The following is a 25,922-nucleotide window of genomic DNA, read 5'->3' as shown; positions in this document are numbered from 1 at the left end:
GGAACACTCAGGCTTTCTGCCAGACCGCTCCATCTGGATATGCATATGCATCCAGCGTCTCTGGAAGCATCGTCGCGCTATAGCCAGGGGCCAGGGGCGCCTTATAATGTCCGTTCTCAATCACAACCGGATGCACAAAATGCTCATGCAGGTGATTGGCGAATTCAAGCATACGATCCTCAAGCGAGGCACTGACACAAATATAGTCAAAGATCGAAAGGTGCTGCACATATTCACAGAGTCCTACACCGCCCGCATGAGGACAAATCGGGATGCCAAACTTTGCCGCCATCAAAATAATTGCCAGCACTTCATTGACCCCGCCAACCCGGCAAGCATCAATCTGACAGAAGTGGAAGGCCTGAGCCTGAAAGAGTTGCTTGAAGATCACGCGATTCTGGACGTGCTCGCCAGTAGCCACCTTGATCGGCGCGATGGCTTTCGCGATGGTTGCATGCCCAAGCACGTCATCGGGACTGGTTGGTTCCTCAATCCACCAGGGATTATAGGGTGCCAGCGCCTTCATGTGGGCGATCGCCTGGTCAACATCCCAGACCTGATTGGCATCAACCATCAAGCGACGCTCGGGGCCAATTTCCTCTCGCATGATACGAATACGTCGCAGATCATCTTCCAGATTGGCACCGACCTTGAGCTTAAAGTGCGTCCAGCCTTTTGCCAGCGCCTCTCGTAAAAGCTGGCGCATCTGCTCATCGCTGTAGCCAAGCCAGCCAGCCGAGGTGGTATAGGCCGGATAACCACGCCGCCGGATCTCTGCTTCACGCTGCGCCCGGGTTGGCTCGTTGCGCCGCAAGAGCGTCAGCGCTTCCTCTGGTGTCAGCGCATCCGTAATATAGCGGAAATCGATACAGGACACCAATTGTTCTGGCGAGAGATCAACAAGGAGCTTCCAGAGGGGTTTCTGTTCCGATTTGGCCCAGAGATCCCAGACCGCATTCACCAGCGCAGCCGTTGCCAGATGAATCACGCCTTTTTCCGGGCCCACCCAGCGTAACTGGCTTTCAGCGGTTAGCGAACGCCAGAAGGCCGCCATATGAGAAGTTATCCCTTCCAACGTCCGACCAATCACCAGCGGGGCAAGTGCCTTAATCGCCGCAACACAGATCTCATTGCCGCGCCCGATAGTAAACGTCAGGCCGTCTCCCTGCAATGCTGGATCGTTCGTTACGAGCGTCACATACGCCGCCGAATAATCAGGATCGGGATGCATCGCATCTGACCCCGCCAGTGATCGCGACGTCGGGAAGCGAATATCACGAGCCACCACATCCGTTATGGTCAGGGGCATAGGTATTATCGCTCCTTACTACACAAAAAAATCAGGGCTGCTCACCACCACCATAACTTGTAAGCAACCGCCGCACCTCGTTTTGATAATCAGCCTGTACAGTGAGAATATGCGTTTCCATTGCCTTCACAGCGGCCTCTGCATCTCCCTGTTTTATTGCTGTCAGCACCGCTGCATGCTGCTCGGCAGAGAGCAACAATGAGCCAGGCGTTCCCCCGATGACGAGTTTCAGCGCCCATCGTTGCAAACGAAACGTCTCATTCACGGTATCGACCAGGAATTGATTGTGAGAGGCACGAGCAATACCAAGATGAAACTCAATATCACTCGCAATAAACTGGTCCCATTGACCGGCCTCTGCACTGCGCTTATTCTGTTCAACCGCGTTTTCCAACGCACGCAGTTCAGAAAGCGTGACTCTTTCCGCAGCCAGCCGGGCAGTCAGCATCTCCTGCAATCGCCGGAATTCCAGCAGGGAAAGCATATGGTCATGATCAACTGGCATGGAGAGAACAATAGCTGCGGTTGCCAGTGGTTGCTCTGTAGAGGTTACGTAAATACCACTCCCGCGCCGAGTCCGAACATAGCCCCGGGCGGTCAGTAATTTGATAGCCTCGCGCACCATTGCACGACTTACACCTAATTGTTCCCCAAGGCTCGACTCCGTGGGGAGACGATCGCCAGGTTTCAAGCCAGTAGTCTGAATCAGCTCAATGATCCGATCAGCTACCGTTTCATATCCTGGTCGGTAAGAAGTTTCTACTATCGCTATATCTTTATCGGTCATATTAATAGCTACAACTTCGTAAATAAATATGACTCATCGCTTTTTCGATTGTACCATAAGCAGTTGCAGAAATGCAAGAGAAACTGGCATCTCATGCGAAATTCGAAGACCTCTTCCTTAAATTAGTCTGACTCATTTTCTCATCCTGAACAGGTACATTTCTGCCTGAACGCGAAGGCCATTGGCCCTCTTCTCTTTTGCCTGCCCCAGTTGAAGCAAACACACAAAAAGCGGAGTAATATTAACAATAGGTCCAGGAACAACATCCATTTACATGAAGGAGCAAACGAGCATGATGAATGGTCAAACGATCGCGTCTTTTATCTGGACGGGATACAGTCGCGGCAAACGCCCAGAACGCAACGAAGACCGCATTCTTCTGAAGAAACGGCGTGGACTTGCCGCCATTTTCGACGGTGTTGGTACCGCAATGGGCGACGTCGGCTCCACGCTAGCGGCTGAGACGATCCAGCAACACTGGCGGCAACAGCCCACCCTCTCTGCCCTGCCCTCACTACCTGAGAACATTGAGCAACTGATCCAGCACGCTCACCAACGCATTCATGAGGAACGCGACCGCCGTCAACAACAGAACGCTGATGGTAATCCTGTTCGCATCGGCACAACGCTCGTGCTTACCCTGCTCTGCCCCCAACGCACCGAACAGGGCTATCCGCTTATTTACGCTCATATTGGCGATAGCCGCCTGTATCGCTATCGCGAAGGCATACCGCTGGAACGATTGACACTGGATGACAGCTATATCAATCACATGGTGACACAGGGAGCACTTTCAGCAGAGGCAGCCCACCGCATCGATCAAGCCACCAGCCGCGAGCAACTTTCCACGGAAGAGATGACCTATTTTGAACAGCGCAATCGTATCACGCAAGCTCTTGGAACCGACAAACCGCTGACCATCCACCTTGAGCAGACCTTTCTGAGCCCCGGTGATCGCTTGCTCCTCTGCACCGATGGCGTGCACGACAATCTCACCGATCAGGAAATCACACAGGTCTTGAGCCAGACAGCCTATACGAAACTCGCCCGCAAGCTGGTACAGGCGGCGTACCAACGCTCTTTGGAGAAGGAACCACTCCGCGCCAAAGCCGATGATATCAGCGCGATTGTGATTACCTGTCGGTGCTAGCAATACCCGTTAAAACTGGAAGCCTGTTCTCTCTCTCATATTTCTGCTACAATGTGGACAATCAGAGTTGGAAATGAGGAAGGTAGCTATGCAGCCCGAAGGCCGCTCAATGCGTGAAAACATTCTGGCAGCAGCCGTACAATTGTTCTCTGAATACGGCTACCATGCAGCGCCACTCCGCGATATTGCCCGCCTGGCCGGAATACAGGCAGCCAGTATCTATCACCATTACCCCAGCAAGCAAGCGCTGCTCGTTGAGATAATGGAAAAACATATGCAGCAATTAAATAGCAAGCTGGAGCGCATCCTGCATGAGTATCATGATCCACTCGATCGTCTGCGCGAGGCAATAGCGAACCATATTCGCCTGCATACCAGTAACAAAGCTGAATTCTTTATTATTGATACCGAGTTACGGGCGTTGGAAGGGGAGCATCGTACACGGATTATCGCTATGCGTGACACCTACGACGCTATGATTCAGGAGATCTTGCGAGATGGCATGGAACGCGGCGTCTTTCACCCAAGCGATGTAAAGGTAACGTCCTATGCCATCATTGCCCTCTGCACCCAGGTCTCTTCCTGGTTCCGTCCCGGCGGTCGTTTAAGTGTCCAGCAAGTTATTGATATTTATTACCAGATGGTAAGTCAGGGGCTTGTGCGAGTTCCCGAGCATAAAGATGAGCAAAAGCGGGAGGAATCAGTGCGTACTTGACGCCCTGTTTTTGCAGCAGCAATTGAAGCGCGTCAACAGCAGCTTCCAGCGGAAGATACGCGGAAATTAAACGGGTCACATCGACCTGCTTGCTCAGAATCAGCTCAAGCGCCTGAGCAAAATAGGTAGGCGTATGGTGAAAGACCCCCTTCAGTGTTAACTCGCTGTAGTGAAGTGGCCGGGTGGCAAACTGCACGTGAGAATCAGATGGGCAGCCTCCGAACAGATTCACCAGTCCACCGGGGCGTACAACCCGCGTTGCCAGCGTCCAGGTCTCAGGGGTGCCAACCGCTTCAATCGCGACGTCCGCACCGCGCTGGTTCTCGGTCTGCTGACGAATCGCTTCACACTGCTCATCCATTGACATGCCGGTCACATCCAGCACAATATCTGCGCCAAAAGTACGACCCAGAGCAAGCCGCTGCTCACCTCTTCCGGTCAGAATAACACGCGCACCGCGCAGCCGGGCAACGGCAACCAACAAGAGCCCAAGCGGCCCGGCCCCGAGGATTACAACGGTATCGCCAGACATAATCTCGCTAGCCTCAACGCCATGCACTGCACAGGCCAGTGGCTCGGTCAATGCAGCAGCAACAAATGAGGTGCCTGTGGGCAACACATACAGATTATGTTCGACAATGCGGGCAGGCACAAGCAGGTATTCGGCATATGCCCCGTTCAACAGTAACAGATCTTCACAGAGGCTATAGCGCTTACGTCGACAGTAGAAGCACTGAAAACAGGGGGCTGAGTTCGCAACGGAGACCGCATCTCCTTCATGGCAGCGCGTCACTCCCGGGCCAACAGCCGCCACGATACCCGAAACTTCGTGCCCAAAACCGCCAGGACCATTTTGAAACAGAAGCGGATGGCCGCGTCGATACGTCTTGAGATCAGTGCCACAGGTCGTAGCCGCGGCAACCTGGATGACAATCTCCCCAGGCCCCGGCTGCGGTACCGGGCGCTCCTCTAAACGAACATCCATAGGAGCATAGAACATTGCAGCGAGCATGAAAACACCTAGCCCTTCACTTTCCGATACAGATTTTGGAATTGTTATATCATATCTTGCTGCATATTGAAACCGCCGATACATACAAACAGCTACAACTAGCAAGCATGAAGCAAGGCCATAAAAAAAGAAACGGAACAGCTCCAAATTCGTTTTAGAGTATAGATGATATTTGTCTGTTCCCAACAATGCCTCATTTTTTGGCATTCCGTCCAACGAAGATGCATTGTGATACGTAAGACAAAGTGTATTTCCCTTTGATTATCAGGAATACAAACAAACAAACAACAGGTGATACATTACAATGGTGGAAGAACATCTGCAACCCAAGCAGGACACGAAATATCGCCGTAAATGGAGACTTATTCTGCTCTTTGTCTGTCTCCTGGTGCTGATCGCGGGAAGCAGTATCTATATGGTCGTTCGCGCGACAGGGAAACAGGAACAGCAGGAAAAGGCCAAACACATTACACCGACCGTTGCTCACCCCACAGAAACACCCACTGCAACTGTCACCCCATCAGCGCTCTTTTCAGATGACTTCAGCGAGGCAAATAAAGGCTGGCTTATCAGCAACAATGATGGCTATATCCGCTCCGTTTCCGAAGAGGGTCTGCTGATCGGTAATACCAATCACCGCATCACAACAGAAAGTATTCCGGTCTATTCACCATTCACTGATTTCGAGCTCACCACAACCTTTGTATTTCAAGCTGGCGACGATAATGATAGTATTGGCCTGTATTTGCGTGGCGACAACAATCTTGACCATAATTATCGCATCGAAATATATGGGAATAATACATATACCATCGCCAGAGAATCCTGGAATGTCAAAAACCATAGCCCGGAAGAAACAATGCTTGTGGATTACACGACCAGCAAGGCGCTCAAACCACGCGGTCAGGCCAACACGCTGCGCGTGACAATGCAGGGTTCAACCCTTCAGCTTTTCATTAACGGGCAACACGTGCAAACCGTTGAAGACTCCGAATATCAACAGGGACAGATTGCGCTCTTCGTCCGCAATGGCTTTAGCTCTGGAGGCGCACAGGCACTCTTCCAGCAGGTTGAAGTCTATCCGCTCCCCACTCCGGATACAACCGCAACGCCAACCCTCGATAGTACGCCATGATGGGCAAACAAGGGCATGCAGAAGGAGAGCATGCAATCTCTCCTTCCCTGCCAACACCTCTCTCCTGCTCACACGGTAACATCTATCAAACACAATAGATTACAATGAAACATGATGTCATATTTGAACGTGTACATATACAATATTCATAAGCACAGGAACTATATGTTACAATAGAAAGAGAAGCTACCTGTTCTCAAGTGAGCAAGAGGAGAAATGCAGAGTCAATGAGAGTAAAACATGTAATGACCCCGAAGGAGAAGGTTATTACGGTCAATGAAGACCAGACTCGACAGCAAGCAGCCCGGTTGTTATCAGAACATAATATCAGTGGCTTACCTGTCGTCAATCATGAACAGATCGTTGTTGGCATTGTCACAGAGTTTGATGTCATCGCCAAAAAAGGACGCCTTGTCCGCGATATTATGACACGCGGCATCATCAGCGTCACCAGTGAAACAGATCTGGAAGAGGTCCGAAGAATACTTATCAGTGAACGGATACGCCGTCTACTGGTCATCGATCAAGGCCGCTTAGTTGGTATTATCAGCCGCTCAGACCTTATCAAAGAAGTGGCAAAACATTATGTTTGCCCTATTTGTGGTGAGCTGATGCATATGCCAGACCCCCCGCGCGAATGTCTGCGCTGTGGGACTCAAGAGAACGCAACAGAACCTGAGCTTGTTGCACCAGGCTTCTAAAGCCAGTTCGTTGCGTCATTCCGCACGAGGTATATGAGGACAGATCATGCTTTTTTTACAGGCTAGCCAACAGTCCTCATGCTCGTATCCAGGATCCGCAGAGAGAAAACGAATAACAGTCGAACAGGTAGCATTGCCGCAACCACTGTCGGTTGCGGCTTGCCATTTATCCCCGGTCTCAACGCAGATACTACCCCGATCTGTATACTACCTATAGAGAAGAGAGATCGGGAGAGCAGGAAATGACACAGCCGCTTCGTATTTTAGTTGTCAATGATACCCAGGATATTCTGGATATGTTCCGCATTCTGCTGGAAGAAGAGGGCTATGAGGTTATCCTTTCCTCTTATCCGCTTCAGAAGGTTGGCGAGATAGAAAAACTTCATCCGGACCTGATCATCCTCGACTTTATGTTCGGTAGCGAGAAATCAGGCTGGCAGATGCTTCAGCTTCTCAAAATGCAGCGCAGTACAGCCTCCATTCCAATTGTACTCTGCACCGCTGCTCAGAATGCAGTACGCGATCAAGAAGGATATCTGACCGCCAAAGGGATTCGGATCGTCTATAAACCCTTCGATATTGATGAGCTACTCATAGTGATCAAGGAAACCCTGGATGCACAGAAGAACGCCCATACAGTCAGGAAGCACGAGGAAGCACCATAGCAGCCCGGCAATATAACCGTATTCAGTCAGGCAGCGTATACCGCTTATCAATCGCGGCACGGATCCGCTCTCTGCTCTCCTGTGCGGAAAGCTGCATATCGCGTTCGACTTCCTCAGCTTCTCGGGCCAGATCAGGATCTTTAATATCCTCCCGGAACCAGTGCGAATAATCTCCTTTGCGCAGATGAAACAGCCAGGTCTCATCATCAATACCCTGAGCAATCTGCATAAAGATGATGAGATTCTGCGCCCGCAGGTTCAGCCTTCCCTCGGGACCGCGGAAGTAGAAGCTCTTTTCGCCAACATTCCCTTCTGCGTATTTTCGCCGATGCCGCAGGTGCTCTTCTTCAGGGTGAGCAGGCACAATCTGCACCGCGGGCGTCGTCGCATCACGGAACCAGACCAGTGCCGCACCCGAATCTATGGTTGCGGGCAGCGGTCCAATCTCTGACAGGCCAAGCGCGCTGCAAAACTCACGCAAGACGGAGGGAGCCTGTGCCCCCACGAATATGGCAACATCTATCAATTCCAGGACGCGGCGAGCTATGCTTCCTGGATGCGCCGTAATAAATAGGAGATTGAACAGGTCACGCATTTCGATGAATGTAGCTGCATCAAACTCGGGCGAGAATATATGATGAGCCTCATCAAAGATCAGCCAGTGAGGATGACCCAGACGTATCTGAAGCTCTCGTAGCGAGGGCAGCAGGTTCCGGGCGATCATCGGCCTATCACTCAACGGACAACCGAGCAGGTTCATAATGGCCTCTTGCTCTGGCTTCTCCAACAGTTGCAACATTTCCTGGGCAGTGGGCTCTTTCTGACTACTGCCAAGAGATGTGGCCGCCTGAAAGGTTTCATAATCACCCTCAGGATCGATCAAGCAAAACTGATAACACTGATCAATAAGCTGCTCTAGCAAACTCATTGCCAGTGTAGACTTTCCGCTTCCAGATGCTCCCGCAATCAGCATATTTGTGCGATTGACATTCAGGATTAGCGGCTCATTGTTCTTCTTTGTCCCGAGTACAAGCTTGCATCTGGCAACCCGTCCATCAATCTCGCGAAGGTCATCAGCAACTAGCTGATCAACCAGCTCCACCACCCCATTACCGTGATCCGCCTTCGTCACATAGTCGGCTCGATCCTTCAAAGCAGGCAGAGCGTTTGAGACCGCGACCGAGCATTCACACAGTGAAAGGAAGGAGTGATCGTTTTCAGCGTCCCCCACACCTACCACATTATGCGATGAGATCATGAGCGTATCGAGCACTCGCTTGAGCCCGGTGCCCTTGTTAATACCTGCCGGGAGCACCATTACTGCCCCCTTATTAAAGATCACCTGATGCTCCAGACCCAGTTCATGAATAGCTTCTATCACCGTTGTCTCATACGGGCTATGCGTCGAAACAATGACTTCTCCGACTTCTAGAGGCGTGACCCCCTTTGACCGCAACAGTTCAACAAATTGTGGTGGCGGTGCCTCTGCCAGAAGCTTCTTTGTCCCGCTGGCAGGCGAATAGAAGAGGGCACCATTTTCCGCAACAACCCAGGTGAATAGATCCAGACGAGGAAAGATCCTCTGTATATCTTCCAGCAGACGTCCGGTAATCAAAAGGAGCTTTCGACCCGATGCAACAACGCGTTCCAATGCATGTATTGTCCTCTGGCTGACTATCCCATCTTTTGCCAACGTACCATCATAATCGCAGGCAAGGATCATATAATGCATAGCTGTTCTCGTCCTCTCCGTTTAGACTGCACCACAAGAGAAATCACAACACATTCTCCTGGATACAACACGGTTCCTGCTCTATCATGGTGTCAACGATAAAAAGGGCCGAAAAGTCCTTGTCAGGTCCCTTCGGCCCAAGCAGTACGATTAGCGAAGCTTCAGTGTCTCTACAATCAGATCGAAAATGTCTGTTTGATTCAGCACTCCACTCACCTTTTGCGCGTTAGGCCCTATAGCAGCAATCCGCACCTGTGTTCCTGTATGGGACTGCGCTTTCCCCTGTGGTGCCGTTGCATAGCTGACATACAACAGAGAGCCATCCTTTGTGATCAGCTTGCTAAAGGCTCCGGGCTGCTTCGAGTCCTCTGGCTTTTGAATAATCTGAGCTGTTTGCCCGTGATCAGCCATAACCAGAATCAAGGTCTCCGGGTGGGTCTGGGCAAAATCCAGTCCCACTTTCACGGCGGAATCAAAGGCTATGGTCTCGCCTATTTGTTGACAGGGACTCATAATGTGGCTCTGTTTGTCGATTGAGGCACCCTCAACTTGAAGCAAAAAGCCCTTCTCGCTGCTTTTTTGCAGGAGTTCAAGGGCCTTTAAGGTCATTGCCGCCAGTGAGGGTTCATTGGCAGGCCGTTGATTCTGCTGGCAGGTCTGGGGGCCGCTTCCAGGATAGGGGCGCGCCGCTTCTCCTTTCCATTCCAGACTCATATCAGCATCGTGGAACAGGCCAAGCACATGCTTTCCCTGCGCTTTCTGCATGCCCGCCGTATCGGTCACTACCGTATAGCCCCGTGTCTGCGCGACCTCCATCAGCGTCTTATTACCGTTCTCAATCACCTGGGAAAAGCGCTTTTTTCCCCCCCCAAGTAGCACGTTGACCTTATGATCGATCTCCTGTTCGGCAATCGAACCAGGACCACCCGCACTTTTCTTATCCTTCGGGCAAGCCTTCATCTCGGCTGGGCTACGACAATCCCGATCGCTGACGTGCGCCACTGCCGCCGCAGGTGTTGCGTCTGTCAGGTCCGCCGTGGTGATATCACCGGTTGCGTAACCTGCCTTCTGCGCCAATTCAAGCAGGGTGGGCAGATCCTCATCTGTACCTGGCGTTGTCGAGATCCGTCGATTGCTTGTCTTCTCTCCGGTTGACCAGCCAGACGCACTGGCGGCTGAACTGGTTACATACTCGGGACGGTGAGGCTTTTCTTCCTGCACCGCATAGGTGGTTACAGAGCCGACAAACGGCAGACGATCCAGAGAGAGCCTGCCCGCCGCCCCTACAGCATAGTTCCGGGCAAGCGTGATCTCGGAATCGCCCATACCATCTCCAAGAAACAGAATGACTTTTTTTGCCTGCTTATAGGTCTTGCTCTCTGCCGTTAACAAACTCTTTGCAAACAAAACCGCTGGCACTGCGATGGTTACCAGAATCGTCACCAGCAAACCGATGGTTCGTGCTCTCCTCAACCACACGTTCTCCTCCTCGCGATTTCACAGCACTCGATCATTGCCCTACAAAGCGGATTCCCACCCCTACAAAAACATCATATTACCAGTATACCCGCTTTTCTTGATTTAGAGCAAAGTACAGTAAAAGCACAAATACATCTCTATTCTTCAATATGCATGTTCTGGCAAGCGCTCACGTATCCATGTCGCAACCGCCTGCACCGTCTCTTCAAGAGAGTGCTGGCCGGTGTCATACAACGTCACGCGCTCAGGTGAGGTCGCAGCCTGTTCTCGAAAATACTGTTGGAAGGAGATCATGCGCTCGATCACTTCCGGCGCATGCGTTTGGCGCCAGGCGGGACGATCATGCAGCCGTTGCGCCAGCAATTCATCATTACAGACCATTGCCAGTGCATGTATCTCTGAAAAGAAACGCCCTTCAGGAGAGGATGCGCACCGTTCGGGCAAGAGCGAGCCACACAGGACCACAGCCAGTCCCGATTGCTGAATGTTCTTTGCCATCCGCAACCAGACAGAGACATAATCTTCGTCGCTCACATTGGTTGCTCCCCAGAGGATATCTGTTTCCAGCACAACACATTCACCACGCAGCTCTGACGCAAGCGCGAGACAGATCGTCGTCTTTCCAACTCCGCTGGCTCCCGTAATGAGAAACAGTGGTAGTTGCACAAAGGGATAGTGATACTGACAAACCGGGCAGATCGCAAAGGGCCCGGTCCGGTCTATCACTTTTTCAACGCGATACTCTCCACAGCGTGGGCACACATTAAACATCGAATAGCTCTCCTTCTCCATGCGACTCCAACAGGAACAATGTAGCATACAAAGAGTGTTGCAAGCAAAAAAAGATCTCCCGAGCGAATCAGAAGATCCTCTCGAGAGATCCACACCCCGTTCACACACACGAACCTATCAGGCTTTGCTCTTCTCGACAGCTCTCGCTTCTTTCCGTTGAGCCAGCGATCCCGTCCAGGGCGTCCCGAGCAGTGGCAGGAGATAACGGTCAACACCGTAGTATCCTGCGATGCGCCATGCCAGAATGAGGAACACAGAGAGCACGGCCAGAACCGGGTTCACGCTGACTGCCCCTGCCAGCAGGAAGTTCAGGTTCATGAAGAATCCGAAGAAGGCAGCAATACCGGTCAACGCCCCGACGATCAAGCCCAGTCCTACCAGGAATTCACCAAACGGGATGACATACGAGAAGACATGCGCGTTGGGCAGTACTGCGTTTTCAAGGAACCATGCATACCAGCTCTGCACCGCAGGATGTGCCCCTGCCGCGTTCTTGAGCGCACCCTGGATAAACCCATGCATTGCCGCATCGCCACTGGTCAGCCAGGATGTGCCTTCGGGCTGTCCAAACAGCGTATACCCGGTTAACTTCTCCCATCCGGCGGAGATCCACTGATAGCCAACATAGAGGCGCACTAGCAGCCAGAGCCAGGCAACACGCGTATCTGAAAACAGGAACCGCACCACAGGGGATGCTGGAATATTCATCGCTGATTTTGGCTGTACTTTTTGAAAAGTATACATGATATCTATTCGACTCCCTTCTGCACGAAGATTGCTTGCAGTCTCATCTGCGGTTCCGTTCCGCAGTTTGTATTTCTTCCTTGTCTCTGGCCTTAGTATGCACTCTGTAGCTCACAGCACCGTCTCATGCCTGTTGCTTTTCCTCTCAAGCGCGTCACAAAGGGGAAGGCATCACTTTTTCCTTGAAAAGCACCATCGTTCCGGGAAGAGCAGTACCATAAAAACACGTTCCCTATCCTGAAGCACTTCTTCTTCTATCCTGAAGGAATTTGTGAGCGTTTTGTGATACCAGAATGCACCACAACAGTACATCAAAAAACAAGAATCCGTATAATGGGAATGTCCATCTCGCAGGGAGTCAAACAGACAATCATCATAGGAAAAGGGAGGCTATAGCATACCTGGCGACTCCCATTTTTCAGAGAAGATGCCCTATCCTCAGACGCTTGTAGCAGGAACTATAAGACGACTGAATAGATAGATCGAAACAATTGAAGGAGAGCGACCCATGTCTGTCAAAAAAACAACCATACTGGTAGCGGATGATGACCCCCAGTTGCTTCGTCTGGTATCGCGCAACCTGGAATTTGAGGGCTATGATGTACTCGCCGCAAGCGACGGACAGCAAGCCCTGGAACAGATTGAAAAACACGCTCCGGCTCTGGTCTTACTGGATGTGATGATGCCCAGGCTCGACGGCTTCACTGTGTGCCAGCGCGTTCGCGAGTTCTCCTCTGTCCCTATTATCATTGTCACTGCTCGCGGTCAGGATCAGGAGAAGGTGAAAGGGCTGGATCTTGGCGCTGATGACTATCTCACTAAACCCTTCAGCGTCGATGAGTTGCTTGCTCGCGTTCGGGCTGTTCTGCGCCGCACGCAGCTTTCTACCCAGAACGATGGAACAGGTCTGCGTACTATTACAACCGTCGGGGATATCACCATTGATTTCGCACAGCACCTCGTTACCATCTCAGGGAAAGAAATTTCTCTCTCCCCAACCGAATATCGCCTGCTTGAGTATTTAGCACAAAACACCAATCGCATTTTGACACAGGATCTCTTACTTGAGCATGTCTGGGGGCCCGAATATATCGGTGAAAGCCATATGCTTCAGGTCAATATCAATCGGTTACGACGCAAAATCGAAAAAGACCCGGCTCACCCCTCCTATATCAAGACCAAGATCGGGGTAGGTTACGTACTAACAGAGCCAGGAAAGAAAGCAAAGTAAAGAGCGTCCGGCAGGGTTACCGTGATGTAGCCCTGCTCCTATCAGAACAGATCGCAAGCCGGGCAAAAAGCTCCGCAGTCTCATACTTGATTTTTACCTTGTCCGGCTATTACTCTTTAAAGAGGTTAGATACTCATACTCATAGCCTGCTTGAAGGAGAAATGTTCATGTCTGAAGAGAACCAGGGCTCCTCTGCCCTTTCCGAGCAAGGAACAATCAGCATCTCATCCAGAGAGCTCGGCCCCCTGCTCGATGTGCTCCCAGATGCACTGGTCATCGTCAACCAACAGGGAACCATTGTTCTGGTAAACAAGCAGGCTGAAAAAATATTTGGCTATACCCAGGCCGAGTTACAGGGACAAACTATTGAGAAGCTGATCCCACAACGCTTCCGACAACTTCATGTTGCGCACCGACAGCACTATTCAAAGGCTCCCAGAACGCGCCCGATGGGACTGGGATTGCAGCTCTATGGCACTCGCAAAGATGGCTCCGAATTTCCTGTTGATATCAGCCTGCGTCCACTTCAGCTTGACGACCAACCGCACGTGATTGCTGCCATTCGCGATGTCACTGCACAGCGCCGGGCGCAGCGTGAGCGTATGCAGCAGCTTCAGCAGATTCAACGACAGAGCGAGATCATCAATCTAGCCTACGACGCTATTCTGATTCGTGACCCCATCGGGCGTGTACTTTTTTGGAATCATGGAGCAGAACGACTCTATGGCTGGTCCACACAAGAGGCTCTGGGGCGTATCGCGAACACACTGCTGAAAACGCGCTTCCCGGATGGGAAAGCAACAGTCAATGATGATCTCGAACAGAAGGGCAAGTGGGAAGGCGAGCTGATTCATAGTGACCGAAACGGCAATATGCTTATTGTTGAAAGCCGTCAGGTACTTGTCCGCGATCAGGCAACCAATGAGCCAAGCGCCGTCCTGGAAATTAACCGCGATGTGACGGAACGCCATCGCCAGGAACAGAAGCAACAGGCAGTGCATGCCGAGACGCTGGCCCGGCTCTCGTTCCTGCGCGAAGTGCTCGACGCCCTGCCAAACGGTATCCAGATCGTATATGGGCCGAAAGCGCGTCTGCTTCTCGCGAACCGGGCCACCCATCGAATGTGGGGCGCGTACTGGAAGCAAGATCAGCCGATGGAGGACTTTCTGAAGCAGCATAATATCCATGTGCTCGATGCAAATCAGCAAGAGATGGCTCTTTCGTCCTTCGCCACGCTTCGCGCTGTCCGGAAAGGCGAAACCATCCTGTATCATCAGGAAACCATCCGCCAGCCTGACGGGACCAGCCTCCCCGTTCTGGTAAATGCGATCCCTGTGCGGAAAAAGCAGGCAGATATTTCATTTCTGCTCCAGTCCGACACTGAGTCCGTGGAGCAGCAGCAACTTGCGATTGTTGTCTATCAGGACGTCACCCCCTTAAAAGAAGCCGAATATTTGAAAGATGAGTTTATCGGGATTGTGGCACATGAGCTACGCACGCCGCTGGCGGTCCTGATGGGCTATGCAGATACGCTGCTGGTCCAGTCCGCACGCGGCCATGGCGCACCTCTGGCCGACTGGCAACAGGACGCCCTGCAAGACATTAAGCAGGCAACCGAGCGCCTTGTAACCCTGACTGATGGCTTGCTTGATGTGACACGCCTGCAAGCCGGGCGTCTCCTTCTGCACTGCACCGCCACAGATCTGGATGCGCTGGTACAGCGTGTCGCTTCGCACCTGCAACAGACAACATCACAGCACCAACTCGAAGTACATCTGCATACGCCCGCGGCCATTGTCTATATGGACCCACAGCGCATCGATCAGGTCTTAACCAATCTGATCGAGAATGCCATCAAATACAGCCCACAGGGTGGCCCTATTTGGATCGAAGTGCGCACCAATCCAGAGCAGCAAACCGCGATTGTCAGCGTGCAGGATCGTGGCATAGGTATCCCGAAACGACAGCAGGGGCAAATCTTTGGCCGTTTTATGCGCGCCGATAACGCTCAAGCCTGGGGCATCACTGGAACCGGTCTGGGGCTCTATCTCTGTCGCCAGCTTGTCGAACGACATAAAGGGCAGCTCTGGTTTGAGTCAGAAGAGGGGGTTGGCTCAACCTTCTTTATGTCGCTCCCGCTACTCAGCCTCCGGGATGAAGAAACGTCTCCACCCACTACCTCAGCAAACTAGTAGACAGGTCGGGAGTCAGATGCAATACTCCCGGCCCTTTTCCTGCCCGGATGTGACCGAACTGTGAGACCCTCATCTCCATTTGAGAGCGCTCCGTGAGTATTCACACCTATAGTATCTGGCAGGAGATGAATTTCTCAGCCAGCAGTCGCATTTTAAGAGAAATGATCCGCTCTTCACAGGAGAGGGGAGGTTTCTCCCTGCGTATAGAACCGGTCAGGTTTTTCGACGTTTAAAGAGGTATTGAGGTTATGGATGCACTCACTCTTGCCAGATGGCAATTCGCAATAACAACGGTCTATCACTTCTTTTTCGTCCCCTTGACAATCGGCCTCTCGCTTATTGTTGCCATTATTGAAACAATGTATGCTCGCACAGGCAACCTGCTTTATAAGCGTATGGCGACATTCTGGGGGCGGCTTTTCCTCATTAACTTCGCGATGGGCGTGGTCACCGGGATCGTTCAAGAATTTCAGTTCGGCATGAACTGGTCCGATTATTCGCGCTTTGTCGGTGATATTTTCGGCGCGCCCCTCGCAATCGAAGCGCTGCTCACCTTCTTTCTGGAATCAACCTTTATCGGCCTCTGGATCTTTGGGCGGGATAAGCTCCCCAAAATGGTGCTTGCTGCCTCGATCTGGCTGGTGTTTATTGGAACCGTGCTTTCCTCTTTCTGGATTCTGACTGCGAACTCGTTCATGCAGAACCCGGTCGGCTTTGTAATGCATAATGGCCGCGCTGAGATGCATGATTTTGTCGCTCTGGTCAGCAATCCGAATCTCTGGAGCCAGTTTCCGCACGTTGTGCTTGGCGCACTGACCACAGGCGCATTCTTTGTCCTGGGAATTAGCGCCTATCAACTGTTGCGCCGAACAAAGCAACAACAGTTTTTCCGCACCTCGATCAAAGTAGCTCTGCCAGTTGCCATTATCGCAACCATACTTGTCGCAGGCACAGGACACATGCAGGCACAGTACAAAGTGCAGTCGCAGCCCATGAAAATGGCTGCTGCCGAAGCGCTCTGGCATGCGGAAGACCCTGCTCCGTTCTTGCTGTTCTCTTTTATCGATGAAAACAACAAAAAGAATACGTTCTCGCTTGAGGTGCCCGCTGGCCTCTCACTGCTTTCCTATAACTCGCCTTCCGGTCAGGTCATGGGCATTCATGAATTGCAGGCCCAATATGAGCAAACCTATGGTCCGGGCAATTATATCCCGCCCGTTGCGCTGACCTTCTGGACCTTCCGTGCGATGGTTGCTGCTGGCATCCTCATGATCGTCCTTTCGCTGTTGACCCTCTTCTTTATGAAGCGAAAGAGTCTGGAAAAACATCGCTGGTTCCTGTGGGTTCTGTTGTTTGCGCTGGCCCTGCCGTATATCGCTAACTCGACCGGTTGGATCATGGCAGAGGTGGGCCGTCAGCCCTGGGTCGTCCAGAATCTGTTGCAGACCGCCTCAGCAGTTTCGCCAACGGTGAGCGCGGCTTCAGTGCTTACCTCGCTGATTGCCTTCACCTTGCTCTACGGTGTGCTGGCAGGGGTCGATGTCTTCCTGTTGAGCCGTTATGCCAATAAGCTCGAAGATGAAACGCCGATCACCCCGAAAGAGCAGTCCAGGCCCAATGAACACATCCTGTTGGCCCCAAAGCTCAGTTAGAAGGAGGTAATATCTGATGACGCTCAACGTATTATGGTTCATTCTGATCGGCGTTCTCTTTACAGGCTTCTTCTTTCTTGAAGGGTTCGACTACGGCGTCGGGATGTTGCTACCCTTCATGGGTAAAGATGATGCCGAACGCCGCTGCATTCTTCAGACTATCGGACCTTTCTGGGATGCAAACGAAGTCTGGCTCCTGACCGCCGGTGGCGCGATGTTTGCCGCCTTCCCGAACTGGTATGCGACCCTCTTCAGCGGGTTTTATCTGGCACTGTTACTGATGCTGCTTGGTTTGATCCTGCGCGGCATCGGGATTGAGTACCGGAACAAGATGCCCGGGCTGCGCTGGCGGCGCTTCTGGGATACGATGATCTTTGTGGGAAGCCTGCTTCCGGCCCTGCTATGGGGTGTCGCGATTACAAATATTATTCGGGGTGTTCCCATCGATGCCCGGATGAACTATGTGGGAAGCTTCTGGGATCTGCTGTCGCCCTATGCCTTGCTCGGTGGCGTGCTCTTTGTGATCCTGTTCCTGCTTCATGGTGCGGTCTTTGTCAGCCTGAAAACAAACGGCTACCTGCATCACCGTGCCCTCACTGTTGCGCGTTTGCTCTGGGTGCCCACCGTTGTGGTCACGCTGGCCTTTGCGATCACCGGACTGCTGACAATCCCGGCATTCCAGCATAGCCCGGTCACGCTTCTCGGGATGGGGCTTCTGGCGCTGGCACTTGTACTCAGCGGTCTGTTTCTCTGGAAAGAGCGCAGTGGCATGGCATTTATCATGATGGCCGTCACCATTGTAATGATGACGGTGACCGTCTTTCAAGGGCTCTTCCCGAACGTGATGATTTCCAGTCTGAACCCGGCATGGAACCTGACCATCTACAATGCGTCGTCGAGCCCCTACACCTTAACCGTCATGAGCTGGATTGCCCTGACATTGGTTCCGTTTACGTTGATCTATCAGGCCTGGAACTACTGGGTTTTTCGTAAACGCATTGCGCCGGTCCATCAGCAAGCAGGCTACTAACACATTTCCACCTTCTGACTAAAGCCCGGGGGGCAGGTCCGCTTCTACACCTGCCCTCTTTTCTTCTTGTGGCATATGCCTCACTTCTGCGGCATTTCCTGCACACCAAAAGCGCCGCTTTTAACCTGCCTCAACAACGGTTGCACCTTCTCCCATTGCTTGCTATGCTGCAAAGAGAGAGCATATCTCAGAGAGAGGATGAGCAGCGATGAGACATCTGAGCCCAAACGAACAACGAAACTGCTGGCTTCTGGCCGGTGTGCTACTCCTGCTGGCAGCCATCACGGCCCTCCATTATTTGACCAGCGTCCACCTGGTTCCCTATCATGTTGTCTATCGGAGCCTCTACTTTCTCCCGATCGCGATGGCCGCGGTGCTCTGGGGAGTCAGGGGCGGGCTGATTACGGCCTTGCTTGTCACTGCTCTCCATTTACCCTATATGCTTTTTATCTCTCATGAAACTTCCGACTCTTTGCTTGACAACATCCTTGAACTGATTCTCTTCTATGGAGTCGCGCTTCTGGCAGGAATTCTCTCTGCAAGGCAGCAGCAGCAACGCCGCGAAGCGCTCCGCATGCGGACATACATTGACGGAATTCTCGCCAGTTTGCCCATCGGAGTAGCAACCATCGAGCCCACCGGAAAGATAGCACTTCAGAACCCGGCAGCCGTTCACCTGATTGGTAAAGAAGTGCATGATTTCCCCTATCCCATACAGCAGGGCTACAGTGAGTGTCAGTGGCAGGGCCGCGCCCTCGGCATCCATCGTTCAACCCTGTCTAGCGCCCTGGGTGATGTGATTACGATCGAGGATCTCAGCGAGCAGAGACGGCTTGCGGAGAAGATTCGTCAGGCAGAACGTCAGGCATCACTGGGAAGACTCGCAGGAGGGCTGGCCCACGAGATCCGTAACCCACTTGGCATCCTGCGAGCAACGGCGCAACTGCTCGCCACACGCTTGCAGAATATACCTGAGGTTACACGCTATACTCAGGTCGTCACCACCGAGTCAGACCGCATAGATCGTCTGATCAGTGAGATACTCTCATATGCGCACCCGCGCTCACTCTCTCTGGAAGCAGTTGCGCCTGGGCCATTCCTGGAACAGCTTCTTCAGGATTGTCAGCCCTACGCGGAACAACACTCTATCTTGCTAGAGATCGAGCGGCGTGACAACCTGCCTATCATTTCTGCTGACACCGAGCTTTTGCGTCAGGCCCTGCTGAATCTCCTGCTCAACGCGATTCAGGCAAGTTCACCGGGACAGACCGTCACCCTCTCTGCGCAACAGGCAGATACAGCGCTCTGCTTTGCGATCTGTGATCGTGGTCCTGGCATCTCTGACACGATTAAGGGGCGCATCTTTGACCCGTTTTTTACTACTCGCGATGAGGGAACAGGGATGGGATTGGCAGTGGTCGCACGTATTGTCTCTGATCATCAGGGAAGCATTGAGCTGGAAGAGAGACCAGAAGGTGGCACCCGGGCCCGGCTCTGCCTTCCTCTACAGAAGGAGCAACCATGAGCGAATATGTGTTAATCGTGGATGATGAGGCAAATATGCGCTGGATCCTCTCCGAGGCACTTCGTACCACCGGATTTGAGCCCGAAAGCGTCGCCAGCGGACAGGAAGCCCTCGCGAAGATGGCCGAACGTACGTACCAGCTTGTGTTGCTGGATCTGAAACTGAAAGGGATGGATGGTCTGGCAACGCTGCGCAAACTACGTGAACGCTGGCCTGAAGTAGTGGTCCTTATGCTGACGGCCTATGGCACTGTTGCCAGCGCCGTCGAGGCCATGCAGTTAGGCGCCGCCGATTACCTGCGAAAACCGTTCGATATCGAAGAATTACACTTCAAGATTCAGCGCGCGCTTGAGCGGAAGGCTCTGCAAACCGAGGTACACCACCTGCGTAATCTGAGGAAAACCACTCAGGAGCCTGTCGGAAGTCATCCGCGCTGGCTTCAGGCTGTAGAACAGATTCGCTCGCTCACACGATTGACCCCCGATCTCCTTTTCCTCGGTGAGCAGGGGAGCGGCAAAGCCCATCTTGCACGCTGGTCTCATCAACTCAGCACACGCTTTGAAGCGCCTATCGTCGAGCTGGATCTTCAGCATCTTGCAGAGGCACAACTTCAGCAGCTCCTGCAAGGAGGGCGCATGCTGGTGGGAGCAGGGACGCTCCTTCTTCGTCACGCCCATACACTCGCTGAGCCCGCCTTAGAAGCGCTTATTCGCCTTTTTCCAGCGACAGAACCAGCCACACGCCCGCGCCTGTTGCTGACCAGTGAACGCCCTCTGGCGCTATTTCAACACCTGCCAACCATTCCAGTACCGCCACTGCGCGACCACCGGGAAGATATCCCGCTGCTTGTTCAGCACTTCACCCGGCAACCATTCACACAGACAGCATTTCAGGTACTGGAACATTACGCCTGGCCCGGTAATATTGCTGAACTCCGGCTTGTGGTTGAGCGAGCTGCGGTGCTGGCGCAGGGTGCACTCATTACTGAAGGGCATCTACCGGAGCGGGTGCGCCAGGCTCCGCCGGCTGATCAGCCGATCCGCCTGCCACTGGAGGGACTCAATCTGGAAGCAGTGGAAATCTCGCTCATTCGTCAGGCGTTGGAGCGCACCGGCGGCAACAAAACTCGAGCGGCAGAGCTGCTCGGGCTCACACGCCATACACTGCTCTACCGCATTGAAAAATACCACCTGGAAGATTGAAAAAGCATGGGGGAAAGTGCTTCCCCCACCTTTCCTAGTGATGTTGTTCTCCCTCCGACGATTGCCCATACCAGCTCTTTTCCCACTGCTTCATCTGATCTATTTCCTTCTGCTGGGCCGTGATAATGGAGTTCGCCAGGTTTTTGATCTCCTGATGTTCTGCCTTCTGTTGCGCCTCCTTCGCCATATCGATCGCCCCCTGATGATGAGAGATCATCGCGGCCAAAAAGCGCTGATCAAAGGGCTTGCTGGTATCATCAGAGATCTTCATCTCTCCCATATGCATATCAAGCCCGTTGGTCTGGGCAAGCCCCGGATACCACTGCTTGCGCCAGTTCTGCATCTCGGTAATCTCTTTTTGTTGATCGGTCACAATGGAGTTCGCCAGATTTTTGATCTCCTGATGCTCTGCTTTCTGCTGCGCCTCCTTCGCCATATCGATCGCTCCTTGATGATGCTTCACCATACCATCGATGAATTTCGCATCAAAGGGCGCGTTACTGCTTCCCGGAGGAGCACCCTCCTGTGATGTGCCACCACAAGCCGCCAGCAGGACTGCCAGTACAACACCAAGAAGAACAAGAGAAAAACGCTTCATCTTTTTGTCACCTCTATCTGTTTATTCATTGCCGCATACTCGGCGCACACAGGGGAGCGTATCACGCATCCAAAAAAGAGCAAAAACAACCCTGATTTGAGCATAAAAACCATCCCAAACCGTAGCAAAAGCAACACCAATGCTGTATTTGCCTCACTCTCTACCAGCCCCTTCCTCCTCAAAAGATGAGCGCCCATCTCGGGCTCGTTGCAAAGAGAAGAGAGGCTCCTGCTATTCTCGAACAAAATGTCTCCTGCATCGTAATTATTCTGTCAACAATTCTCATCTAAAAAGTGATATAGAACAACGAGAGGTTGTATAGAATGGAAACTCGCTTCTATCAAGCACGTGATCTCGATATTGAACGCATCGCAAGGGACGTAGAGGCTATTTTTCATGCCCAGGGATATCAGGCACAGCGGATCGGCAATCGCGAACAGATGATTGTACAAATCCGCAAGGGAGGCGATCTTGAAGCGTTGATAGGTATGCAGGCAGCCCAAACCATTACGCTCAGGAGCGCACCCGGGGGCATTGTAGCAGCCATCGGAGCGGGACAATGGATCGATAAAGCAGCCATCGGTGTCATGGGACTCTTCCTCTGGCCGCTCTTCCTGACAGCCGGGGCCGGCGTGCTGCGTCAGGCTTCGCTGGAAAGCCAGATTGTCTCAACGCTAGACTCCATTATCCTGCAACATCGGTCAGACGTACATATCGGTCCGGTACCTCCGCACATGCAGGGCTATACACAGCCTCATCCACAATCGCAGCCTGCCCCTCAGCAGGCCCCACATGGAAAGCTAGAATGTAGCAACTGTCATGCCGAGAATGACTACGATGATTTCTACTGTTCCCAGTGTGGAAAGCCATTGGCTGTGCGGCAGCAACATTGTCCACAGTGCCACGCAGCGGTCAAGGCGGATGCGGCATTCTGCACGAAATGCGGCACAACACTTCCAGCCTCCAAGAAATAAAAAAAGGGGCTGCCTGCATGGCAGCCCCTCCGGCTCAAGAGCGAAAAGAATTTAACTTCCCCAGACATCAACTAGATAGCGCTTCTGCTCGGTCAATTGCTGCATCCACAGTTCCGCAGCCTGAGCACTCACCCCCATCTTCTCCTGATAGAGCGCAATGAACGTCCTTCTGACATCTGGAGCCATCTTATTTGCATCCCCACAAACATAGACAACAGCGCCCTGTTGCAACAGGTCCCATACTTCCTGCTTCCGCTCTTTCAGCTTGTCCTGCACATAGACCTTTTTATCTGGATATTCACGCGAGAAAGCGACCGAGAGCGAGGTCAGGCCTCGTCGCTCAAACTCCCTCAATTCATCCTCATAAATGAAGTCCTGTTGCGCATGACGGCAGCCGAAAAAGAGCAGCGATGGTCCCACGTTCTTTCCTTCATCCTGAAGCGCAGCTCGCTCCTGCAAGAAGCCGCGGAATGGCGCGAGACCGGTTCCTGGTCCTACCATAATCAGAGGCGTTTCAGGGCTTTCAGGCAGCCGGAACGCCGACTTGCTATCCCGCACAAACGCGTAAACGGTATCGCCTTCCTGCATCCGCTTGAGATAATTGGAGCAGACTCCCAGGTACTCACCGCTGCCGCTCTTTGCCTCACCCTGCACAACTCCAACCGTGATGGTACAACGACTCGGATCTTGTAACGGAGATGAGGAGATCGAGTAGTACCGTGGCCGAATCGGGGCCAGCATTTCCAGATAGATCGAGAAAGGTAACGTACAGGCCGGATATGTTTCAAGCACGTCAATGAGCGACTTTCGCTTGAGCAACACTTCCGAACGATAGAGCGCAGCGCTGGTCTCATCGTCTCCCGAAAGAGCAACCAATTGCATCTTCTCGGGCGGGCATTCTGTATATTCGACCAGCCGCTTGAGCTGCGAGCGCGTGGCGACGTCTTGCAGCTCGACATAATCGGCCAGCAAGTCATAGACACGGATCGGCTCATTGACCGGAATATGCGTTTTACGCGTATCGGTCTTACGCAACCGGATTTTTGCCTCCGGATCAAGCTGGAAGTGCGCGGCCACGCGCCTGATCTGGGCATCGTGATTTCTAGCGATAATGCCCAGGTGATCCCCCGCACGATAGGATACCTGCTCGGAAAGTGCCAGTTCTATATGGCGGGTTGAGCGCTCCGAGGGCGTCGGACCATCTTTTGTATGAAGCTCCCGATTTGCCAGTACCCGCATCGGCAGCGCTCCAAATGAGGCTACAAACGGGTTAGGAGCCTGCACGTCTGAGAGGACCTCAACCTCAAAAAGAGGTTCCTGAGCGCTCCGGCTCTGTTCGTCCATTTCGAGCGAGAACGTCTCACCAAGCGCTTTCCAGAGCCCCTGATACCACTGGTGGAACTGACCATCAAAGTCATCGCTGGCATCGCCCTCACCACGCTGATACAGCCGCTTCGCCCCATAACGCTCCAGGGCATCATCAAGCTTTCGCGGGATCGCCTGAAAGGTCGCGGCCCACTCGCGGTTTCCACACCCAAAGACGGTATAGCGAACGCCATCAAGCTCGCCGTCGTGAGCATACTCATCCAGCCAGCGGCAGAATTCGACGGCGTTATCAGGAGGCGTACCGTTATAGGAGGCCGTCACCACCACAACAGCGCCTTCTCGGGGCAATTTCCCGGCATACTCGTCCAGCCCGGCAACAGAAGTACGGAAGCCGTACGCGGTGCCGTCCTCGGCAATATGCTGTGCGATATCCTCGGCAGTGCCCAGATTCGAGCCATAGAGCACCAACAATGGCGTATTATGCTGCTTGATTGTCTTCGGCCTTGCTTCAATCCGAGGCTGTTCAATCTGCACGACCGGACTCTGCACCGCATGCGTTGTTCGTTTGCGCACCTTCATGCGGAACCCCTCTGGTTTCAGGGTCAGGGTCTGTTTAATCCGCAACTGGTAATTCAGATGATCGATCAGTTCAAAGCGCTGAAGGAGCATCCCCATCACCAGTGTCGCTTCTTGCATCGCGAATTGACGACCAATACAGGCCCGCTGACCATTGCCAAAGGGCTTATAGGCATTGGCCGGGCGTTTCTGTTCCGCTTCACGGCTAAAGTGCTCGGGGTTAAAGCTCTCCGCATCCTCACCCCAGATACTCTTATCCCGATGCAGCATCGGAATCAGGATCGTGATTTCCTTCTCTTTTGGCAGGAAGTACTTGCCACCGATTATCGTATCTTCATACGGATAGACAAAGAACGCGGGAGCAGTCGGCCAGAGCCGGAGTGCCTCTTTGAGGATCTGCGAGACATAGTGCAACTGGTTAATCTGCGCAAATGTCGGCAAGACTGTCGGATCGGGGCCAAGCACACGATCCACTTCCTCATAGGCCTTTGCCAGTACATCGGGATGCTTCAATAAGAAGTAGAGCGCAAAGGAGAGCAGGCCGCTTGTCGTCTCATGTCCGGCGATCAGGAACGTGATGATCTGATAGCGAATATTGATATCATCAAGCCGTTCCCCTGTCTGCTTATCGACTCCCTCCAGCATATAGCTGAGCAGATCCTTTTTCCCGTTCTCCAGTGGGCCTCTCTCCTTGCGCTCCCTGATGAGCTTATCTACCATCGCGTTCATAAAGTCAATGTCGCGCTGGAACTGTTGATGTTCCCGCACCATCAATTTATCTTGCAAGGGAAGCCGCCGTAAGCGGACCATTGCTTCGGTCAGCGAGCGGACCATGGCATCAACAAACGGATGCATATCTTCTCGATAGAAGGAGTTAAAGCGATAGTCAAAGCCACACAGGCCGATGGTGTCGAGCGTCAGGCGCGTCATATCACCGGGGACATCAATATCATCATCGGCGTTCAAGCGCTCCCACTTCTCCATCAACTGTTCAGCAATATCAAGCATCATCGGGAAGTAGCCCTGCATCGCTCGCTGACTGAAATTCGGCAACAGAATATTATGCGCCTTTCGCCAGTTTGGTTCCTGGGTCATTGCGGTAAACAGACCATCACCGCCGAACTCCCTGACATTGCGCAAAGGCGCGGACAGTTTCTTGTCGAAGCGCTTTTCGTCCGAGAGCTCATCCACCAGTTCAAAGCCAGAAACGATTACGGGGCTTCTCCCAGGCACCTCTAACTGAAAAATTGGACCATATTTGCGCGCCAGCTCCATCATACCAAGAATGGGCTTCTCGCCATCAACATCAAACAGATTCCCTACAAACGGTTTCGCGGGCGGTCGAGGAATAGGTACCGTTCCCTGCTTTTCAACAATATGCATATTTTCTCT

The 25,922-nt window shown here is 52.7% G+C and carries 21 protein-coding genes; 12 read left to right on the top strand and 9 right to left on the bottom strand.

Annotation, left to right across the window (positions count from 1 at the left end; all coding sequences use genetic code 11):
* Positions 1-7 precede the first annotated feature (7 nt).
* Both KTH_RS31480 and KTH_RS31475 read right to left on the bottom strand, forming a co-directional pair.
* Positions 8-1,309, bottom strand: a complete 1,302-nt coding sequence (locus KTH_RS31480) for an L-fuconate dehydratase (RefSeq protein ID WP_111321412.1) — start codon at positions 1,307-1,309, stop codon at positions 8-10.
* Between the two features lie 31 nt (positions 1,310-1,340).
* Positions 1,341-2,096 (bottom strand): FadR/GntR family transcriptional regulator, encoded by a 756-nt coding sequence (locus tag KTH_RS31475; protein ID WP_111321414.1) that lies wholly within the window; start codon positions 2,094-2,096, stop codon positions 1,341-1,343.
* A gap of 292 nt (positions 2,097-2,388) precedes the next feature.
* Between KTH_RS31475 and KTH_RS31470 the strand changes: the two genes are divergently transcribed.
* Both KTH_RS31470 and KTH_RS31465 read left to right on the top strand, forming a co-directional pair.
* Complete coding sequence (locus KTH_RS31470; protein WP_170142514.1) at positions 2,389-3,246, top strand: PP2C family protein-serine/threonine phosphatase; 858 nt, start codon at positions 2,389-2,391, stop codon at positions 3,244-3,246.
* A gap of 88 nt (positions 3,247-3,334) precedes the next feature.
* Positions 3,335-3,961 (top strand): TetR/AcrR family transcriptional regulator, encoded by a 627-nt coding sequence (locus tag KTH_RS31465; protein WP_170142515.1) that lies wholly within the window; start codon positions 3,335-3,337, stop codon positions 3,959-3,961.
* Here the strand turns inward: KTH_RS31465 and KTH_RS31460 are convergent.
* On the bottom strand, positions 3,867-4,946 hold the full coding sequence (locus KTH_RS31460; protein ID WP_497622833.1) for a zinc-dependent alcohol dehydrogenase: 1,080 nt from the start codon (positions 4,944-4,946) through the stop codon (positions 3,867-3,869). The genes KTH_RS31465 and KTH_RS31460 overlap by 95 nt on opposite strands.
* Positions 4,947-5,277: 331 nt before the next feature.
* On the opposite strand from KTH_RS31460, the gene KTH_RS31455 reads away from it, so the two are divergent.
* The 3 genes from KTH_RS31455 (at position 5,278) to KTH_RS31445 (ending at position 7,474) form a co-directional block, all read left to right on the top strand.
* On the top strand, positions 5,278-6,108 hold the full coding sequence (locus KTH_RS31455; RefSeq protein ID WP_111321422.1) for a 3-keto-alpha-glucoside-1,2-lyase-like domain-containing protein: 831 nt from the start codon (positions 5,278-5,280) through the stop codon (positions 6,106-6,108).
* A 227-nt stretch (positions 6,109-6,335) separates the two neighbouring features.
* A complete protein-coding gene (locus tag KTH_RS31450; RefSeq protein ID WP_111321424.1) occupies positions 6,336-6,809 on the top strand; it encodes a CBS domain-containing protein in 474 nt (157 codons plus the stop codon).
* Positions 6,810-7,051: 242 nt separating this feature from the next.
* Positions 7,052-7,474 carry a response regulator gene (locus tag KTH_RS31445; protein WP_111321426.1) on the top strand — a complete coding sequence of 141 codons (423 nt, stop codon included), beginning with the start codon at positions 7,052-7,054 and terminating at the stop codon, positions 7,472-7,474.
* Positions 7,475-7,496: 22 nt separating this feature from the next.
* Here the strand turns inward: KTH_RS31445 and KTH_RS31440 are convergent, their stop codons facing one another.
* The 4 genes from KTH_RS31440 to KTH_RS31425 form a co-directional block, all read right to left on the bottom strand.
* A complete protein-coding gene (locus tag KTH_RS31440; protein WP_111321428.1) occupies positions 7,497-9,206 on the bottom strand; it encodes an HAD family hydrolase in 1,710 nt (569 codons plus the stop codon).
* A gap of 150 nt (positions 9,207-9,356) precedes the next feature.
* A complete protein-coding gene (locus KTH_RS31435; RefSeq protein ID WP_211326107.1) occupies positions 9,357-10,679 on the bottom strand; it encodes an alkaline phosphatase in 1,323 nt (440 codons plus the stop codon).
* A gap of 150 nt (positions 10,680-10,829) precedes the next feature.
* Positions 10,830-11,456, bottom strand: coding sequence for a P-loop nucleotide/nucleoside kinase family protein (locus KTH_RS31430; RefSeq protein ID WP_170142517.1), 627 nt, complete (start codon positions 11,454-11,456; stop codon positions 10,830-10,832).
* Between the two features lie 138 nt (positions 11,457-11,594).
* Positions 11,595-12,221, bottom strand: a complete 627-nt coding sequence (locus KTH_RS31425; protein ID WP_497622830.1) for a DoxX family membrane protein — start codon at positions 12,219-12,221, stop codon at positions 11,595-11,597.
* Between the two features lie 508 nt (positions 12,222-12,729).
* Between KTH_RS31425 and KTH_RS31420 the strand changes: the two genes are divergently transcribed.
* The 6 genes from KTH_RS31420 to KTH_RS31395 all read left to right on the top strand — a co-directional run bounded on the left by KTH_RS31420 (position 12,730) and on the right by KTH_RS31395 (position 21,056).
* Positions 12,730-13,452: a response regulator transcription factor gene (locus tag KTH_RS31420; RefSeq protein WP_111321434.1), complete on the top strand. Its 723-nt coding sequence runs from the start codon at positions 12,730-12,732 to the stop codon at positions 13,450-13,452.
* Between the two features lie 167 nt (positions 13,453-13,619).
* A complete protein-coding gene (locus KTH_RS31415; RefSeq protein WP_497622827.1) occupies positions 13,620-15,644 on the top strand; it encodes a PAS domain-containing sensor histidine kinase in 2,025 nt (674 codons plus the stop codon).
* A 251-nt stretch (positions 15,645-15,895) separates the two neighbouring features.
* Complete coding sequence (locus KTH_RS31410) at positions 15,896-17,299, top strand: cytochrome ubiquinol oxidase subunit I (RefSeq protein ID WP_111321438.1); 1,404 nt, start codon at positions 15,896-15,898, stop codon at positions 17,297-17,299.
* Positions 17,300-17,315: 16 nt separating this feature from the next.
* Positions 17,316-18,329, top strand: coding sequence for a cytochrome d ubiquinol oxidase subunit II (gene cydB / locus KTH_RS31405; RefSeq protein ID WP_497622825.1), 1,014 nt, complete (start codon positions 17,316-17,318; stop codon positions 18,327-18,329).
* Positions 18,330-18,537: 208 nt separating this feature from the next.
* On the top strand, positions 18,538-19,854 hold the full coding sequence (locus tag KTH_RS31400) for a sensor histidine kinase (RefSeq protein ID WP_497622822.1): 1,317 nt from the start codon (positions 18,538-18,540) through the stop codon (positions 19,852-19,854).
* On the top strand, positions 19,851-21,056 hold the full coding sequence (locus tag KTH_RS31395) for a sigma-54-dependent transcriptional regulator (RefSeq protein ID WP_111321444.1): 1,206 nt from the start codon (positions 19,851-19,853) through the stop codon (positions 21,054-21,056). Before KTH_RS31400 ends, KTH_RS31395 begins: the two co-directional genes overlap by 4 nt.
* A gap of 34 nt (positions 21,057-21,090) precedes the next feature.
* On the opposite strand, the gene KTH_RS31390 is transcribed toward KTH_RS31395, so the two are convergent.
* Positions 21,091-21,654, bottom strand: a complete 564-nt coding sequence (locus KTH_RS31390) for a DUF305 domain-containing protein (RefSeq protein ID WP_497622820.1) — start codon at positions 21,652-21,654, stop codon at positions 21,091-21,093.
* 323 nt (positions 21,655-21,977) lie between these two features.
* On the opposite strand from KTH_RS31390, the gene KTH_RS31385 reads away from it, so the two are divergent.
* Positions 21,978-22,628: a zinc ribbon domain-containing protein gene (locus tag KTH_RS31385; protein WP_497622818.1), complete on the top strand. Its 651-nt coding sequence runs from the start codon at positions 21,978-21,980 to the stop codon at positions 22,626-22,628.
* A 51-nt stretch (positions 22,629-22,679) separates the two neighbouring features.
* On the opposite strand, the gene KTH_RS31380 is transcribed toward KTH_RS31385, so the two are convergent.
* Positions 22,680-25,913, bottom strand: coding sequence for a bifunctional cytochrome P450/NADPH--P450 reductase (locus tag KTH_RS31380; RefSeq protein ID WP_497622816.1), 3,234 nt, complete (start codon positions 25,911-25,913; stop codon positions 22,680-22,682).
* Between the last annotated feature and the right edge of the window lie 9 nt (positions 25,914-25,922).

The sequence above is a fragment of the Thermosporothrix sp. COM3 genome, assembly GCF_059696735.1.
Note: the sequence above shows the minus strand (reverse complement) of the source record. Positions and strands in the feature narration are given on the sequence as shown.

Excerpts from the sequence above, each read along its gene's own strand:
- KTH_RS31395 (WP_111321444.1), top strand. The coding sequence starts at position 19,851 with ATGAGCGAATATGTGTTAATCGTGGATGATGAGGCAAATATGCGCTGG.
- KTH_RS31460 (WP_497622833.1), bottom strand. The coding sequence starts at position 4,946 with ATGGATGTTCGTTTAGAGGAGCGCCCGGTACCGCAGCCGGGGCCTGGG.
- KTH_RS31465 (WP_170142515.1), top strand. The coding sequence starts at position 3,335 with ATGCAGCCCGAAGGCCGCTCAATGCGTGAAAACATTCTGGCAGCAGCC.
- KTH_RS31470 (WP_170142514.1), top strand. The coding sequence starts at position 2,389 with ATGATGAATGGTCAAACGATCGCGTCTTTTATCTGGACGGGATACAGT.
- KTH_RS31480 (WP_111321412.1), bottom strand. The coding sequence starts at position 1,309 with ATGCCCCTGACCATAACGGATGTGGTGGCTCGTGATATTCGCTTCCCG.
- KTH_RS31420 (WP_111321434.1), top strand. The coding sequence starts at position 12,730 with ATGTCTGTCAAAAAAACAACCATACTGGTAGCGGATGATGACCCCCAG.
- KTH_RS31415 (WP_497622827.1), top strand. The coding sequence starts at position 13,620 with ATGTCTGAAGAGAACCAGGGCTCCTCTGCCCTTTCCGAGCAAGGAACA.
- KTH_RS31440 (WP_111321428.1), bottom strand. The coding sequence starts at position 9,206 with ATGCATTATATGATCCTTGCCTGCGATTATGATGGTACGTTGGCAAAA.
- KTH_RS31450 (WP_111321424.1), top strand. The coding sequence starts at position 6,336 with ATGAGAGTAAAACATGTAATGACCCCGAAGGAGAAGGTTATTACGGTC.
- KTH_RS31385 (WP_497622818.1), top strand. The coding sequence starts at position 21,978 with ATGGAAACTCGCTTCTATCAAGCACGTGATCTCGATATTGAACGCATC.
- KTH_RS31400 (WP_497622822.1), top strand. The coding sequence starts at position 18,538 with ATGAGACATCTGAGCCCAAACGAACAACGAAACTGCTGGCTTCTGGCC.
- KTH_RS31475 (WP_111321414.1), bottom strand. The coding sequence starts at position 2,096 with ATGACCGATAAAGATATAGCGATAGTAGAAACTTCTTACCGACCAGGA.
- KTH_RS31410 (WP_111321438.1), top strand. The coding sequence starts at position 15,896 with ATGGATGCACTCACTCTTGCCAGATGGCAATTCGCAATAACAACGGTC.
- KTH_RS31380 (WP_497622816.1), bottom strand. The coding sequence starts at position 25,913 with ATGCATATTGTTGAAAAGCAGGGAACGGTACCTATTCCTCGACCGCCC.
- KTH_RS31430 (WP_170142517.1), bottom strand. The coding sequence starts at position 11,456 with ATGTTTAATGTGTGCCCACGCTGTGGAGAGTATCGCGTTGAAAAAGTG.
- KTH_RS31445 (WP_111321426.1), top strand. The coding sequence starts at position 7,052 with ATGACACAGCCGCTTCGTATTTTAGTTGTCAATGATACCCAGGATATT.
- KTH_RS31390 (WP_497622820.1), bottom strand. The coding sequence starts at position 21,654 with ATGAAGCGTTTTTCTCTTGTTCTTCTTGGTGTTGTACTGGCAGTCCTG.
- cydB (WP_497622825.1), top strand. The coding sequence starts at position 17,316 with ATGACGCTCAACGTATTATGGTTCATTCTGATCGGCGTTCTCTTTACA.
- KTH_RS31455 (WP_111321422.1), top strand. The coding sequence starts at position 5,278 with ATGGTGGAAGAACATCTGCAACCCAAGCAGGACACGAAATATCGCCGT.
- KTH_RS31425 (WP_497622830.1), bottom strand. The coding sequence starts at position 12,221 with ATGTATACTTTTCAAAAAGTACAGCCAAAATCAGCGATGAATATTCCA.